This is a genomic window from Radiobacillus deserti, from assembly GCF_007301515.1.
GTDB lineage: Bacteria > Bacillota > Bacilli > Bacillales > Amphibacillaceae > Radiobacillus > Radiobacillus deserti.
Window position 1 is genome coordinate 890,616 of record NZ_CP041666.1, and the last position, 16,100, is coordinate 906,715.

Sequence of the window (16,100 nt, forward strand, 5' to 3'; positions counted from 1 at the left end):
CCTTTTTACAAGGCTTATTAACAATTATGAAAATCATCGTGTAAAAGGGGGAAGAGAAATAGTGTTCGAGAAGTTAAGGAATTTTCGAAACTTAGATTTAATTTTTAATAGCATCTCTGATATGGTTTTTTTAATCTCTGTGGGGAATGATGGAGTATTTCGTTATGTTACGGCAAATGAAGTGGCCATTAAATTATTGAATTTTCCGAAGGATTATAGTGGGAAATCATTAGAAAATTTAATGCCGGCATCATCCGTTAACATTATAAAGGAAAAGTATAAGAAAGCGATTGAATCAGAGGAAACGGTGACTTATGAAGACAGGATTGCTTTTCCAGCCCATCCGGAAACATCCGTATCGAATTATGTCTGGGTTGAATCAAGAGTAACACCGATAATAAATGAAAACGGTACTTGCGAATATCTTATTTCCATAACAAGAGATATTACAGAAGTAAAAAATCGACAAAAGGAACTAAGTAGGACAAAAGAAGAACTTGAATTAATCTTTCATCATGTCGCAGACGCCATATTTACATTTGATGAAAATGGAGATTATGTTTCTGTAAACCCTAGTTATACAAATATGTTTGGCTGGACGAATCGTGAAATAAAAGAGAATCCAAAAATAAGTATTTTAACATCTGAAGAAAAAGATAGGTTTTCTGAAATCTTAAATTATTTAAGGTCAGGAAGGGTTATCGAAGCACATAAGTCGCGACGAATTACAAAAGACTCAAAAATTATAAATGTATTATCCTCTTATTCTCCAATCATGGATGAAGGGAAATTTAAAGGGGGGGTAGCCGTTTATAAGGATGTTGAAAAGATAAAATCTTTAAAAAATAAGTTAAAAGAAACAGAAAACCGTTATCGAGTTATCGTTGAACATACAAATGATTTGATTAGTGTTACGGATAAGGAAGGTATAATTTTATATGCTTCCCCATCTCACGAGCAGGCTACGAATATGTCTCCTGACTTTTTTGTCAGCAAGTCATTTCTTTCCTTTATTCATAGAGAAGATATGCTTAAAGTAGAGAACTTTTTTCAAAATATACTTGAAACAGAAAGATCCAGTGAGATTGAATATCGTCGATTGAATAAGAACGGAGTAGCATTGTGGGTTCATACAAAAGGAGCTCCGGTATTGAATGATGATGGGGAAATAGAACAAATCGTGTTTGTTTCCAGAGACATATCCAATAGAGTAGAGAGAGAAAAGGAATTAGAGATGCTCGCATTATTTGATGAATTAACTGGCTTACCAAACCGTCACTTATTTAATAAACAGTTAGAGATAGCACTTAAAAAAGCCAATTACAAGGAAACTGTAACAGCGGTACTAATGATGGACTGTGACAACTTCAAATCTATTAATGATTCCTATGGTCATGATGTTGGAGATGAAGTAATTATTCAGTTTGCTAAGCGAATTCAAGAAAGTGTTCGTAATGTAGATACTGTATCTCGTTTTGGAGGAGATGAGTTTCAAGTAGTGCTTCCTCGTGCTGATGATAAGGAATCCGTTAGAGATATTTGCCAAAAAATAGTGGGCGCAGTGGAGCAGCCGATTTCTATAAACTCAGACACTGTTCATATAACTGCAAGTATAGGTATTGCATATTATGAAAATGGAAAAGATGCAAAAACACTTTTAAAAGAAGCGGATGAGGCATTGTACACATCGAAAAAATCAGGAAAAAATATGTTCACAGAATACCAACCGCCTAAAACGAATATTTGGAAAAGAATATTATCTAATGTTTCAAAAAATGAAAGTAATTAGGATTGAATTGGATAGTGCAATGTATTCATACGACATCCAATAATTATAGAGGGGTTATTATCCTGCTTGTTACTAGTTTATCAACCCTTTTTCTATGAAAAAGAGAAGGATAATATTTCTTTACCCTTAAAAAGTGCGAATTCATCAGGTCAAACGCAAAGTCAATTTTAATATATGATAATAGAATATAGTAAAGATAGAGAAAAAGGTTAAAAGAAATAATATGAACCTTCCCCTTTCATATTATTATAAAAGCATCCCGATATAAATTTTTATATATCGGGATGTGTTTTTTTGAGTTCTTAAAGTAATTCCATATTAATAAACGGCGTATGATAATCAAGTTCCCCTTTTATTCTCTTTACGTTCATTTTCTCTCCTTGTAGAAAACGATTAAAATCAAAAATTACCGGCATGCGATCTGCCCCAATTGCAAACCATGTCTTTCTTTCCTCTGGGGCATAAGCTGCCGTGTGAAGCGTACCAGACCAGGCTCCGTATTTTTTTGAAAATACTTCGTTGTCTGTACGATTCAGCATTTGAAATGCTTGATTGATATTGCCTTTTCGATGGGCTTGTAAAAGGTTTTGCCTCCTTATTGAATCATCCATACGATAGCGATTTTCCTCGGTTAACATTTCAAAATGATTGGTACTGATGTTGGAGTCTCGAGCTACCACTGATCTTGGTGATGCCTCGACCACGACACTTTTTCCACTTGCATCTAGTAACGCATAGCTAAAGGAGGTACGATGTGGAATTTCCTTCAGTACTTCAATTGCTTCATCCACATTGGCACAAGCTTCCAGTATAATTCGACCAATCATATTACATACAAAACCGTCATCTGACTTGATGCGATTAATGAAGTTATACCCCATGGTTAGCCCTTTTTCATTCATCCCATCCATGCGTCCTGTAATTTGCATGGACGGTCCAATGGTTGCATATCCACCATCTGAAGGTTGATATAACACATAGCGTCCTTCATAGGAATCTGGTCGACTGTCGTAATTACGAATAAAGAAGGTTGGACCAGTTAAGATGGAACAACCACTTCGTCCATATTCAACATAATAGCCACCGAATTCTTTGAGGGCATCCTCTAACTTCCAGCCAAGCGCATCTGCTAAGCCTTGTAGTTCATCCATAATCCCAGGGAGGAATTTTGTTAGCAGCTTAATGGCCCTTTCTTCATTTACTACAAAATGCCGTTTTTTTCGTGAGGCCCATTGTTTGTTGCGGTTAGGGAGAATGGGTGAATCTTTCAGAAGTTCCCCTTGTTTATATCCAAAGTCATAATGACTTCCTCGAAACGATATGACATCACTATATACCTGTATCAAATAATAATCCCCTTTATGATGAGATCTTTAATAGATTGCCTCTTGTATGGAAGGATTATAAGGGAAAGAGCAAGGATTTGGCTAGTAAGATGTTTGGTGCCAGATGTTTGGTGCCTGTCACCACCCGGTGTTTGTCAATATATGTCGAATAAGACGGAGTGACAGGCACTACCCGAATTGTGTCGAAATATTATCCAATTAACCTTAAAAACGTAAACCTTTACATTGTGACAAAAAGCGCATAGATATCATTTTATCTTTTTGATTGAATGTGCTAGGTTAAGGGTATGGAATAAATAACTACAAAAGAATTGGAGGAGTACATATGTTACCAAAATACCATCATGAGCCATTCTTAGATTTCACTGTAGACAAAAACCGAAAAGAGCTAGAAGCTGCTCTCCAAAGTGTGGAAAAAGAATTAGGCCAAAACTATCCACTTGTTATCAATGGGGAAAAAGTGGAAACAAACGATAAATTTGAATCCGTTAACCCAGCTGATAAATCACAAGTGATTGGGTATGCATCTAAGGCGACTACAGATCACGTGGAGAAAGCCTTTACTGCTGCGGAGCAAGCTGCGACTGCTTGGGCGCTTGTTGACCCAGAGCAACGTGCTAATATTTTAGTGCGTGCTGCTGCTATTATTCGTCGTCGCAAAGCATATTTTACAGCTCTTCTCATTAAAGAAGCAGGTAAACCATGGAAAGAAGCAGATGCGGATGTCGCGGAAGGTATTGATTTCATGGAATATTATGCTCGTCAAATGATCGAGTTAAAAGACGGCAAACCATTGAATAGTCGTGAAGGAGAGCATAACCGTTACATCTATACACCAGCAGGAATCACCGTCGTTATTCCACCATGGAACTTCGCGTTTGCCATCATGGTTGGTACAACTGTTGCTCCATTAGTTGCTGGTAACACGGTTCTATTAAAACCAGCAGAGCCGACTCCAATCATTGCGTATAAATTCTTTGAGGTATTGGAAGAAGCAGGTCTTCCAAATGGAGTAGCAAACTTCATTACTGGTGATCCAGCTGAGATTGGTGATTACATGGTTGATCATCCGAAAACAGCGATCGTAACCTTCACTGGTTCTCGTGCAACGGGTACACGTATCTACAACCGTGCTTCTGTAGTGCAAGAAGGTCAAACACACTTGAAAAAGGTAATTGCAGAAATGGGCGGAAAAGATACTGTTGTAGTTGATGAAGACGCGGATCTTGAATTAGCGGCAGAGTCCATTTTAACTTCTGCATTTGGTTTCTCTGGTCAAAAATGTTCTGCAGGCTCTCGTGCTGTCGTTCATGAAAAAGTGTATGACGAAGTGGTAAGCAGAGTCGTAGAGTTAGCAAAAGAACTTTCTGTTGGGGATCCTTCAGAATACGGCATGTACATGGGACCTGTTGTAAACCAAAAAGCATTTGATAAAATTACTAGCTACATTGAAATTGGAAAAGAAGAAGGGAAGCTTGTTGCAGGTGGTTCTTACGATGATTCAAAAGGTTGGTTCGTCGACCCAACCATCTTTGCAGACGTAGATCCAAAAGCCCGTGTCATGCAAGAAGAAATCTTCGGACCAGTTTTAGCCTTCTCTAAAGCAAAAGATTTCGATCATGCTCTAGAAATTGCTAATAACACCGAGTACGGTCTAACTGGTGCGGTAATCACGAAAAATCGTGACCACATCGAAAAAGCGAAATATGGCTTCCATGTTGGAAACCTATACTTCAACCGTAACTGTACAGGTGCGATTGTCGGATATCATCCATTTGGTGGATTCAAAATGTCTGGTACAGATTCCAAAGCAGGTGGACCAGATTATTTAATTCTTTATATGAACCCGAAAACTGTTTCGGAAATGTATTAATAGCAAGCTAAAACCCGAGTATCCGTACTCGGGTTTTATTTCATTTTCAAGAAGGTGTCTATGTTCCTAATCATTTCACTCAACGTTCCCATCTCTTTCTCATAAGCTGCTTTAGCTTTCGAGTCCTTCGTCTTTGAGGCAAGTGTTTCTAATTCTTTTTGTGCTTTTTTCAATTTATCAGTTAAAAGCTGCTCTTGTTTTATTTCTGGACGTGTAGCCTGTTCCTGATATAAATCCACAAAAACAGTCCCTTTTGAATCGATTTGTGCAGCGAATACATCTTCAAATCGGTGTGCTCCTTGTTTCTTTACTTCTTCTAGTAACTGCTCTTCTGAAAATCCCATTTGTGTGAGACTTTTCTTTAATACATTCCCATCCATAATTACAACTTTTGGGGTATGCTCAGGTGGAATATCCAATCCAAGATCTTTTCGTGTTACTGGTTGACGATCCGTTTTTTTCATTACACTCATTCTTCCGTTCGTCTCCAGTACAGCAAGTTCCACATCCGAAAATGTAAAAGCATTTTCTTCTCTTAGGAAAAGGATTAAATCATCTAGTGTCATTTTTACTTTGAACAAATTTTCTTCTAATATCTTGCCATTTTGAATAAGGACTGTCGGCCGGCCTTCGACGAGCATACGAAATCGAATAGATTTCATGGAAATAAAGCTCAAAAGCAAAGAGAACCCTCCAAATACGATTAGAGCCAAAAGGCCGTCAATCATGGTTAGGTTTTGGTTTACCGAGATTTCTGAAGCTAAGCTCCCAATCGTAATTCCAATTACATAGTCAAAAAACGTTAAATGTGAAATTTGTTTTTTCCCCATGATACGCGCCATTAATAAAATGACGATAAAAGAGATAATGGACCGAACTAAAATGAGTAAGAATTCAGGCATGGAAATATCCTCCACCACTAATTTACGTTATGTTTCCCATTATTGGACAAATTACGAATAAGAATACATTAGGAAGGGGATTATGAGAGCATGAAAAAAGTCAGGGAATTAATTCTCACAAGTATTGTTGTGATTTGTTTATTAGGGGGATGGGGAGTGAAGGAGACGGAAAATCCATTTATACGTACGATTGATGAAATTAATGAGCAAACGGATGAAAAAAACTGGAAGGAAGCAACGGAAGAGACAGAAAAACTGAGGGACATGTATGAGCGAGAAAAATGGAAGTACCAACTCTTAGGAGAAGAAAGCAGTTATAAAGGGATAGAGAGAGAAATCGAGAAGCTCTTGGCTGCATTAGGGGAAAAGGATAATCAACAATCGAAAGTTAGCACGGCGACGATAAAGGTTTTGTACCGAGATATTTATTTCATGCCTTAAGAAAAGAGCACTCGGAATCCCGATGTGCTCTTTTGTTTATTCTTATTTTTTAGCAAAGTACACTAATAGATATGCGATTGGTGTGTCAATCAAGGCAATTAAGAATTTCACTGCGTACTGACCGGCAATCATTGTGAGCAAAACGGTGTTTGGAACTGTCCCGTAAAAGGCTATCGTAATAAATACAGTCGTGTCGACTAATTGACTAAGCATCGTTGAAACGTTGTTCCGTAACCATAACTTTTTCTCCCCATGCTGCTTCTTCAAGCGATGGAATATGAATACATCAATATTTTGACTAAGCAAATATGCTATCAAGCTTGCTACCATGACACGAAAGCTGCCACTAAGAATGGTAGCAAAGGATTCTTGATTTTCGAAAACTGGTGCGGATGGTAGTTGAATCGCCAAATAAATAAAGATAAGAGCAACTACTTGTGCAAAGAAGCCAGCTTTCACAGTACTTTGGGCTGCTTTTTTTCCATATACTTCTCCAATCACATCGGTGATTAGATACGTTACTACATATACGATTACAGCAGCAGGGAGCATGATATTGCCTATGCTGAACAGTTTAACACCAAGGATATTGGATAATATTAATAATCCAGCGAACAGTGCATTTAAATACATGAACATCAAAAAATCATCCTTTCTTTTGAAGAAAGGAACTAGCTAACCCTCATTAGCGATTATCAATTTTTTCTGGATACATATCATGATTCATCATACGGTGATCAGCCATTTTTTCAAACTTCGTTCCAGGACGTCCATAGTTGCAATATGGATCGATAGAAATTCCCCCTCTTGGTGTAAATTTCCCCCATACTTCGATATAACGTGGATTCATTAAATCAATTAAGTCGTTCATAATGATATTCATGCTATCTTCATGAAAGTCTCCATGGTTACGAAAGCTAAACAAGTATAGTTTTAATGATTTACTTTCTACCATTTTTTCGTCTGGAATGTAACTAATATAGACAGTCCCAAAGTCAGGTTGTCCGGTTTTTGGGCAAAGTGTCGTAAATTCGGGGCAATTAAATTTTACAAAGTAATCTCGATTCACATGCTTGTTATCAAAAGTTTCCAAGACTTCTGGTGCATAGTCAAACGCATATGATGTAGCTTGATTACCGAGTAAGGTAAGATCCTTTAGATCGTCATCTCTTCTTCCTGCCATGATATAAGCCTCCTTTAACAAATAAAAAAGTCACGCCCCAAGGGACATGACTGTATAAATCACTGATATGTCCTTAGTTTTTTATAGAGGGTTTATGCTAAGAACCTCTCCGCTATTAAACGGATTATCCATTTACTCGACTAAGTATAGGCGGCAATGACTTGGAAGTCAACTATTTCTTTGTGAGAGGGTATTAAGTAAAGAGAGACAACATTGACAATTGTTAATATAGTTAAATAGAGAAAAAAGTTTAAGCCAAAATAACCCGAATGAAGTCTAATAAGAGAAGGCTATAGCGGGGGAGGATAAAAAAAATGGATAAATTAGTGAAAAAGGCTCAAAAAGGGGATGAAAAAGCTTTTTTAAAACTATTCCAGCGCTTTGAAAAAGATATTTATAGAATGGCCTACGTATATGTGAAAAATGAAGGGGACGCACTGGATGTTGTCCAAGAAGTGGCTTATCGTTCGTTTAAGAAAATTGGAACATTGAAAAAGCCAGAGTATGTAAAGTCATGGTTTATTAAAATTGCTGTTACATGCTCCATCGATGTATTAAGAAAAAGTAAAAAAGTCATTCATCTAAACCCTGAATATGAAGAATTTATAGGGAAGGAAGAGGAAGATGTTTCGCTTTCCATCACACTACAGGACTTAATGAATCAACTTGATGAAGATGAAAAAAGCATCATACTCCTTAAATATTATAAAGGCTATTCTTTCAAAGAAATAGCAGAACTCTTAGAACTTCCACTAGGAACTGCAAAATCTATTTTATATCGAGCGCTTAGTAAGCTTCGACAAAAATTAAAAGGAGTTGAGATGTAATGAGTCACTTAAAAGAGGAGCTCGAACAAATCAAGATACCGAAGGGCTTACACGAACGTGCGAAGCTTGGGGTTCGAAAAGCTAGTTCCGAGATGCCGTATCGTCGTCATTCACCAGCATGGTACAAAAGAGTAGCCATAGCTGCGTTAATAGGTATTTTTTCCATTTCCATTTTGACCTTTACACCAGTTCTTGCAGCTATACAGGAGATGTATGACAAAATCTTTGTAAGTGATCACATTGATGATCAAGGCTTGCAGAAAGTATTAGAAGAAGGATATGGCCAAGCGATTAACAAAACCTATTATGATGAGAAGCATGACATCACAGTAGAGTTCCAGAGTATTCTAACCGATTCAAAAGAAACCAAGCTTTTGCTGACTTATCAAAGTGAAAGTACGGACTTACAAAATTATTCTTTAGACATTTTTGAAGGGAAGAGCTCCGTATTTGTCGTAGATGCGAGTGGTAGGGAAAAGGAACTAAACCATGTGGGCTGGGGTAGTAGATATTATGACAAGAGCGAGAACAAAGTCGTTCAGGCTCTAGCCTTTGATTCTATTGAAAAATTTGAAGGACAAGATATTACGTTAGAGCTGAGAAATATAACTGAGTGGAATGATAGTAATGAGGGGCCGTCATTTATTAAGATTGAAACGACATGGCCATTGAAGCTTAATCTTACGGAATCCTATATAGCGGAACGTGAAACAATTAAACTAAACAAGGAATTTACATTCAAAAATGAAACATACACGATAAAAGAGGTAGAGTACTCGGCATTTGATACCCGTATAGTTGTAACAGGGACGGATACTGGACCATATGTGGATGAAACCGGAGAAAAGTTCGATGTCATGAGTAAATTAGAAAAGCAATATCTAAATGCAAGAAAGATTGAAAAAGGATATGGCTACTCTGTGGATAAATCAAAGTCTGGAGTTTTTCTAAAGGCTGATGGAGAGAAAATAGAGCCGATTTTTAATAAAAATGAACTTCCAGGGCCGTTAGGACAATATGTATTAGTATTTGCACCAGTAGAAAATCATCAAGACACGGTTCTCGAAGTAGGGGAAAATCTTACGGTACCGTTAACGCCATAGAGGGGCTGGGACATAACGAAAAAGATAAGATAAGCCTAAAAGCCGAACAACAGCCTATACTAGCTCCGGAACTATACGTAGACTCCAGTGGGAGACTCACCAGCCGCCCGCGGAAAGCGTCGTATATTTCCGGAGCGGGGTATAGGTATTAATTATAATTGTTCGTTTTTTCATTGCTTACTATGTCTCAACCTCATTTTTATGATTGACGCTTATTTGAACCTCTTACATCATTCTTAGCTAATTTAGTAGCTCCGCCATAATGTAAGTCTTGATCGCGATCAGCTTCTACTTTTCCTTCTTTTCTTAGCTTCTTTTCTTGACGGTCTCTTCCCATTTCTCATACCTCCCATCTTTTCTTTTTTAGTGTTTACTATAACGAAAGAAAATACAATTAAAATCCTGTATGACAGATATTTCCTCTCAGAAATGCGGATCAGAAGAATTGATTAATCTGGTCAAACGAATTAAGATTTAACTAAATATACTGCTTTCATGGGGTATTATTACATGGACTACCGATAAACATGAGTATTGTGCCTACAAACGAACAAAGTTGGTGTAATCGTGATACAAGTTCTTAAGAAATCCTTATTAATTGGTGTAGGATCCATCTCTGTCGCACTTGGAGTGTTAGGGATTTTTCTCCCATTGCTACCAACGACACCTTTTTTGCTGCTTGCAGCATTTTGCTATGTCAGAAGCTCGGATAGACTATACAACTGGTTAATGAATCACAAGCAATTGAACATTTATATCAAGAGCTTTCGTAAAGGGGAAGGAATTCCTCTAAAAGCGAAGATTTTTAGCATTGCTTTTATATGGATTACCATTTTATTTTCAGCCATTGTTGTGCCTTTTCTATGGGTGAAGATCATGCTATTGACAGGTGCTACGGTTTATACCGTATTAGTTTTAAAGCAAAAAACGCTAAAGGAAACTCCAGACGAGATTGTTGCTTCTCAACCTAGTGAAAAAGATCAAACGATGTAGATAAGCGCTATTACAGCGTCTTTATTGCGTTTATCACATCATTTTTCTCTTCTATTAGATAAGTGCCCTCCCGCTTTTTCTTTTCGTTACATATGTTGTGATAAAGAGCTAAGGGGGTGAGAGCATGGGATTTGGTTATGGATACGGATACGGCGGTTATGGCCGCAAATGTAAACCAGTTGCTGGAGCGTATACAGGTGGAAACAATGACTTCATCTTGTTAGTGGTACTGTTCGTTTTACTAGTCATTGTCGGTATAAGTTATTACGGTGGAGAAGATTGCCCACCGGGAACGGTAGCTGAATAATAGCGAAAACAGCCATTCCTAAAGGATGGCTGTTTCTTTATAATTTTCGCTCCATAATAACAGATATTTCTTGAAATCCCATGGCTTCGTACAACTTCTTTGCTTCATTTCCAGCAAATACATTTAATTGTATGTCCTCTAAGCCTCGTTGTTTACAGACGAAGAGTGCTTTCTCCATTAGCTGCTTTCCCCATCCTTGTTTTCGGTAAGAGGGAAAGATATATACCTCGGATATCATGCCTTTCATTTTGTTTGTATAGATGTCAAAAACGTCGCCGAAGATAATCCATCCAGCTATTTTCCCTTGGTTTACTAATACGAGATATACGCTGTTTTCTACAAATTGATCGGACTGTAGATGGGGGGATTCCTTGACGTACCCAGCAGAAAGCTCTGAGACAATTTGATGCCCCATATGTCGGATATAACGGATTTCCGATGGGGATGCTATTTTAATTTGCATACGCACGCCTCCTTACTAAAGCGTATTCGTATGAAATCTAAATGGTACCGAAAATTCCTTTTTCCTTGTGAAATCATTCAAGTTTCTACACATACATTATCCCTTATAAGGAATATTAATTGCTTTCCAACTTTTTTATATAATTACTTTTATTTTTCTTTGAAAAAGAAAGAATCAGGGGAGTTAAGTTTTTGACAAATTTGATAAATTAGTATATATTATCAAATAACCTAACATTCGAAAAAGGGTTATTTTTCCTTCTCATTTATTTTGGCTTTAGCATTTTTTTAATATTTATATATTGATGAAATGAAAAAGCTTTAAACAGATGAGGATGGAAGGTAATGTGATATAGTGCAAGGTGTTAGATTAGATGGACGTATAAGAAGAGCAGGATGTAAACATTTATTTAAGGTAGTTCTTCAAAAAACTTAGTTGAAGTTAGTTGAAGTAAAACCGACAATTCTCAAGATTCAATGATTCACGATCATTGGAATTTTGAAGTTGTCGGTTTTTGTTTTTTAAGTAGATACAATCTACACAATAGTCAGGATAGAGTTCATAAAAGGTTTGACCGTTGACAAAGATATATAAGATATATTTTTTTAAATGTAATGCTGAGGGGAGAATGTTCTGTGTTAATTTCGCTTAGTTCGTCATCATTGTTAGTAGTATTTTTCATATTGCTTATCATATCAGGGCTAAGTGGATTATTATTTTTGCATCCACGAGTACCTTTACGTTATGTCCGCATTCATATTGGAATTGTTGCCTTACCGTCATTGGTTTCATTAGTGCCTCTTTTTGATAAAAGTGTGAATGGGGACGTTGGTCCTTGGCATTTGGATTCCTTAGCTTGGTTGATGGCTTTCTTTGTTCTTTCGATTGGTTTAATCATTCAACGATACTCTGTGCGTTACTTAATGGGGGATCGCTCTTATCGTAAGTATTTTACACTTTTTACATTCATTACAGGTTTCGCTTCCATTACGTGGTTAAGCGGTGACTTGCGACTAATGGTTATATGTTGGGGAGCTACTCTTGCTGGTTTAACCTTACTTATTAGATTAAACCGTGGTTGGTTAGCAGCAAGGGAAGCTGCCAAGGTTTCTGGCCGTTTATTTACATTAAGTTGGTTTTCCCTATTATGTGCAGTGATTTTGATTTTTCAAGTTACAGGCCAATGGCAGTTATCATTAGCTCTAACTGATGAAAGTTTAGCTCAAATTGGTGCGTGGTACAGAACAGGAATCAATTTACTGATTGTATTAGCAGTGTTAATTCCAGCAGCTCAGTGGCCATTCCAAAGGTGGTTAGTTGAGTCGGTTGTCGCTCCAACACCTGTTTCTGCTATCATGCACGCAGGTTTAGTAAATGCAGGAGGAATCATGTTAACTCGGTTTTCACCTCTTTTTAATGGGGATATAGCTTCGATTATTTTGCTTCTTCTTGCAAGTATTTCTGTATTGATTGGATCCGGAATTAGTTTAGTCCAGGTTGATTATAAACGTCAGCTAGTTGGCTCCACGATTGGACAAATGGGTTTTATGCTTATTCAGTGTGCATTAGGAGCGTATGTAGCAGCTATTATTCATTTAATTTTACATGGTTTGTTCAAAGCCACCTTGTTTTTACAGGCTGGTTCGGCAGTACAGCGTTCCCAAGCATTGTCTCGAATTAACGAAAGATCCTCGTATGTATGGATTATGGCCGGTCGGGCTTTAGGATTTCTTGTAGGGGTTGCCTTCTGGTTCAAGGCTGCTGATGAAGGATATCAATTGGTTAGTGCACTTATCTTAGGTTGGTCATTTTCTGTTTCGTGGACACAACTCGTAGCTTTTGGAGAGGGGAGGATTGGTCGTATTGCTGGCTTATCTTGTCTAGGAGGAGCTGCAATCGTTTATTTAATAATTCATTCCTTCTTCTATGAGTGGTTGCATACAAGCGTACATCATAGTGCTCAACTTCCGATGTCAGTTGTCATTATTGTCTTATGTCTCTTATTATTTGGAAGTGCTATAGGTGCGTGGGTTTCTCGTAAACGTTCTTCTGTATCCTTTGCAGTAGTTTACCTTTGGTTAATCCGATTGGGTGAGGCGAAACCAAAGTCAGTAGAAAGTCATCCAAACTACTTAAAACAATATATATCTGAGGGAGGTAAACTACGATGAATGGAACATCCGTATTAACGAAAGAGAGTATAGGGAAGAAAGATAAAACAGTTAACCTTCAAAAAGATGATATTAATAAGTTAGTTGAATCGGCTAGTCAAGTAATTGCACCACTTTGGCCCATTTCTACGTTTGCAGCACGTAACCCGTGGATGGGACTTGAAAACCAATCATTTGATCAGGTTGCAGAGTGGTTAAAGAATAATCGGGATATTGATATTTATCCTAGTGCTTCTATGATCATTTCGGCTAAGAATAAAGGTGAGATTGATGAAGCTTTTCTGGAAATGAGACTACAGCGTTGGCTTGATTCCCATTCCTTTAAAATCCCACGGGACATGATGGAACGATTCTGTCATGCCGCATTAAAGTTGGATCCATTACCTTCAGACCTTCTAGCATCACTGGAACTGGAGGAATTGGCAGAGGGATTTAGTGGGATTCATACAAAAGGTTCTATCATGCAACCAATAAGTTCGCAAATTCAGAATGAGGATGGCGATAGGATAGGGAACATTCTCGATCATCATATTATCAAGTGGTGTAAATTATATCTTGATGATTCCCAGGCGGGTTGGGCAATGCCAAATCGTCAGGAGGGGTTTTATCGTGCGTGGCGTCGTCTCATTCAACACGATCCGATTCTTAGTAAGAAACAGCGAAGTTGCTTCAAAGATTTACCTCAAGAGGCACATCTAGCTCTAAAAGAGGCATTAATCGCATTAGAAATACCGGAGTCAGATTTACAAACATATCTTGAAGGCCATTTACTTTCCTTACCTGGATGGGCAGGGATGATGCTTTGGCGCTCACGACAATCGAACCATGAACATGCACTCCTAACAGAGTATTTAGCTATTCGAATTTCAATGGAGCATGCGTTCATAAAGCCCTATAAACCTCTCCCTAATAGACTTTTGGAGAATAAAGATTCGGTTACTCCTCTTTTAGCATCTTGGATTTATTGGGGAGAGCTGAAAATGGAGCAATGGTCGAGGATGTCAACTATTGAACAAAATGAATATCTAGCATTTGCTTCCACCTTTAATGATAGTCTTCGTAGGAAGCTTTGGTTAGAAGCGTGGGAAGATACACACACTGATCGATTAAGTCAGAAGATTATCTCTAATCACCGTAAGGACAACCAAAAAAAATCTGTACTAGCACAATTAGCTTTCTGCATTGATGTACGATCGGAACCTTTTCGCCGTCAACTTGAAAAAGAAGGCCCGTTCGAAACAATTGGAATTGCAGGCTTCTTTGGTTTACCGATTGCAACTAAAGAGCTCGGGAGTGATCATAGTCATCCTTCCTTGCCGGTTATCCTACAGCCTCGGCACCAAATAAAGGAGACTGCTGATGAGAAAGAATTAGAGACGTATCAGCAACGTAAGCAGGTTGTTAATTCCTTAAGCAATACATTTAAAAAAATGAAACAAAGTGTACTTGCGAGCTTACTTTTACCTGAATTAAGTGGGCCTTTTCTTAGCTTACAAATGGTAGCACGAAGTTTTGTGCCAAGAAGGGCAGATCGGCTTATTCGTAGCCTTCGTGAAGCTTGGGTACGGAAACCTAATACGAAGCTCTCCCTTCATCATGTTCATCATACACAAGCGGAGATATCTGTTGGATTTTCTGAAAAAGAAAAGGTGGATTATGCGCGCGCAGCCTTAAAAATGATGGGGTTGACAGAGAATTTTGCTTCATTAGTCGTTATATGCGGACATAGCAGTCAAAGTACAAACAATCCTTACGCTGCTGCACTTGAGTGTGGTGCCTGTGGTGGAGCAGCGGGTGGATTCAACGCAAGGGTTTTGGCTACTTTATGTAATCTTCCTGAGGTAAGAAAAGAGCTTTCTTCGGAAGGAATTGAAATCCCTGTGGACACCGTTTTTGTAGCGGCAGAACACAATACAACCGTGGATGAATTACAATGGCTTTATGTTCCCGAACTTTCCGAAACAGCACAAGAGGCATTTGATCGTATCGAGGCTATTATGCCGACAGTGAGCCAAAATGCAATTGTCGAGCGTCTTGCTCAGTTACCGAATATCCAATCTAAACTAAAAAATCCAAAGGCAGAGGTACACCGATTTGCTGAAGATTGGAGTGAAATACGTCCGGAATGGGGATTAGCCCGTAATGCTGCTTTCATTATTGGTCAACGGGAATTAACTCAGCATTGTGACTTGGAAGGTAGAGCCTTTCTTCATAATTACGATTGGCGAAAGGATGAAAGCGGGGAACTCCTAGCTAATATCATTGAAGGACCGGGCACAGTGAGCCAATGGATTAATCTGCAATACTATGCTTCAACTGTAGCGCCTCACTATTATGGTAGTGGAAATAAAGCGACGCAAACTGTTACAGCAGGTCTTGGTGTTATGCAGGGAAATGCAAGTGACTTGTTAGCGGGTCTACCGTGGCAATCTGTTATGAAGTCAGATCACGAGGCTTATCATTCTCCACTTCGTCTGCTGATTGTCATTCAAGCACCTAATGAATACGTAGAAAGGTTATTAAATATGGATTCCTCATTAAGAGAAAAAGTTGAAAATGGATGGGCTCGACTTGCTAGTGTAGATCCAGAAGGGCGTTGGAAAAACTGGTACTAGTTAAGCTATATAACCAATAGTTGAGATTCCTACAAGGAATATTATCAAAAACTTCTTTGCCAAGGTATTTTTCTCGTACTTTAGTGA

General features: G+C 38.1%; 15 protein-coding genes and 1 riboswitch. Of the genes, 9 read left to right on the forward strand and 6 right to left on the reverse strand.

The genetic code is table 11. From position 1 onward, the window contains the following. Nucleotides 1-61 precede the first annotated feature (61 nt). The gene (locus FN924_RS04800) at nt 62-1,789 is read left to right on the forward strand and encodes a diguanylate cyclase domain-containing protein (RefSeq protein ID WP_143892305.1); all 1,728 of its coding nucleotides are present in this window, start codon (nt 62-64) and stop codon (nt 1,787-1,789) included. 302 nt (nt 1,790-2,091) lie between these two features. On the opposite strand, the gene FN924_RS04805 is transcribed toward FN924_RS04800, so the two are convergent. Next, nucleotides 2,092-3,135: a C45 family autoproteolytic acyltransferase/hydrolase gene (locus FN924_RS04805; RefSeq protein WP_143892306.1), complete on the reverse strand. Its 1,044-nt coding sequence runs from the start codon at nt 3,133-3,135 to the stop codon at nt 2,092-2,094. Between the two features lie 325 nt (nt 3,136-3,460). Here FN924_RS04805 and pruA point away from each other — a divergent pair, with 325 nt between their 5' ends. After that, nucleotides 3,461-5,008: an L-glutamate gamma-semialdehyde dehydrogenase gene (pruA, locus tag FN924_RS04810; protein ID WP_143892307.1), complete on the forward strand. Its 1,548-nt coding sequence runs from the start codon at nt 3,461-3,463 to the stop codon at nt 5,006-5,008. 35 nt (nt 5,009-5,043) lie between these two features. Here the strand turns inward: pruA and FN924_RS04815 are convergent, their stop codons facing one another. Beyond that, nucleotides 5,044-5,910 carry a DUF421 domain-containing protein gene (locus FN924_RS04815; RefSeq protein ID WP_143892308.1) on the reverse strand — a complete coding sequence of 289 codons (867 nt, stop codon included), beginning with the start codon at nt 5,908-5,910 and terminating at the stop codon, nt 5,044-5,046. 90 nt (nt 5,911-6,000) lie between these two features. Between FN924_RS04815 and FN924_RS04820 the strand changes: the two genes are divergently transcribed. Continuing rightward, nucleotides 6,001-6,351: a DUF4363 family protein gene (locus FN924_RS04820; protein WP_143892309.1), complete on the forward strand. Its 351-nt coding sequence runs from the start codon at nt 6,001-6,003 to the stop codon at nt 6,349-6,351. A 42-nt stretch (nt 6,352-6,393) separates the two neighbouring features. Here the strand turns inward: FN924_RS04820 and FN924_RS04825 are convergent, their stop codons facing one another. Continuing rightward, entirely contained in the window at nt 6,394-6,990 is a 597-nt protein-coding gene (locus tag FN924_RS04825) for a queuosine precursor transporter (RefSeq protein ID WP_143892310.1), read from the reverse strand. 46 nt (nt 6,991-7,036) lie between these two features. Next, nucleotides 7,037-7,534, reverse strand: a complete 498-nt coding sequence (queF, locus tag FN924_RS04830; protein WP_143892311.1) for a preQ(1) synthase — start codon at nt 7,532-7,534, stop codon at nt 7,037-7,039. Between the two features lie 67 nt (nt 7,535-7,601). Next, nucleotides 7,602-7,648, reverse strand: a riboswitch (PreQ1 riboswitch). Between the two features lie 200 nt (nt 7,649-7,848). Between queF and FN924_RS04835 the strand changes: the two genes are divergently transcribed. Together FN924_RS04835 and FN924_RS04840 are read left to right on the forward strand one after the other, a co-directional pair. Continuing rightward, nucleotides 7,849-8,361, forward strand: a complete 513-nt coding sequence (locus FN924_RS04835; protein WP_143892312.1) for an RNA polymerase sigma factor — start codon at nt 7,849-7,851, stop codon at nt 8,359-8,361. Continuing rightward, complete coding sequence (locus FN924_RS04840; protein WP_143892313.1) at nt 8,361-9,464, forward strand: DUF4179 domain-containing protein; 1,104 nt, start codon at nt 8,361-8,363, stop codon at nt 9,462-9,464. Before FN924_RS04835 ends, FN924_RS04840 begins: the two co-directional genes overlap by 1 nt. A gap of 199 nt (nt 9,465-9,663) precedes the next feature. Here FN924_RS04840 and FN924_RS04845 read toward each other — a convergent pair whose 3' ends face one another. Next, nucleotides 9,664-9,801 carry a YpzI family protein gene (locus FN924_RS04845; protein WP_143892314.1) on the reverse strand — a complete coding sequence of 46 codons (138 nt, stop codon included), beginning with the start codon at nt 9,799-9,801 and terminating at the stop codon, nt 9,664-9,666. Nucleotides 9,802-10,031: 230 nt separating this feature from the next. Between FN924_RS04845 and FN924_RS04850 the strand changes: the two genes are divergently transcribed. Then, a complete protein-coding gene (locus FN924_RS04850) occupies nt 10,032-10,457 on the forward strand; it encodes a YbaN family protein (protein WP_323368636.1) in 426 nt (141 codons plus the stop codon). A gap of 124 nt (nt 10,458-10,581) precedes the next feature. Continuing rightward, nucleotides 10,582-10,764, forward strand: a complete 183-nt coding sequence (locus FN924_RS04855; RefSeq protein WP_143892315.1) for a YjcZ family sporulation protein — start codon at nt 10,582-10,584, stop codon at nt 10,762-10,764. A gap of 37 nt (nt 10,765-10,801) precedes the next feature. Here FN924_RS04855 and FN924_RS04860 read toward each other — a convergent pair whose 3' ends face one another. Next, nucleotides 10,802-11,227, reverse strand: coding sequence for a GNAT family N-acetyltransferase (locus tag FN924_RS04860; RefSeq protein ID WP_143892316.1), 426 nt, complete (start codon nt 11,225-11,227; stop codon nt 10,802-10,804). 635 nt (nt 11,228-11,862) lie between these two features. Between FN924_RS04860 and FN924_RS04865 the strand changes: the two genes are divergently transcribed. Together FN924_RS04865 and FN924_RS04870 are read left to right on the forward strand one after the other, a co-directional pair. After that, the gene (locus FN924_RS04865) at nt 11,863-13,398 is read left to right on the forward strand and encodes an NADH dehydrogenase subunit 5 (RefSeq protein ID WP_143892317.1); all 1,536 of its coding nucleotides are present in this window, start codon (nt 11,863-11,865) and stop codon (nt 13,396-13,398) included. Continuing rightward, nucleotides 13,395-16,013 carry a DUF2309 domain-containing protein gene (locus FN924_RS04870; RefSeq protein ID WP_143892318.1) on the forward strand — a complete coding sequence of 873 codons (2,619 nt, stop codon included), beginning with the start codon at nt 13,395-13,397 and terminating at the stop codon, nt 16,011-16,013. Before FN924_RS04865 ends, FN924_RS04870 begins: the two co-directional genes overlap by 4 nt. Nucleotides 16,014-16,100: the final 87 nt, after the last annotated feature.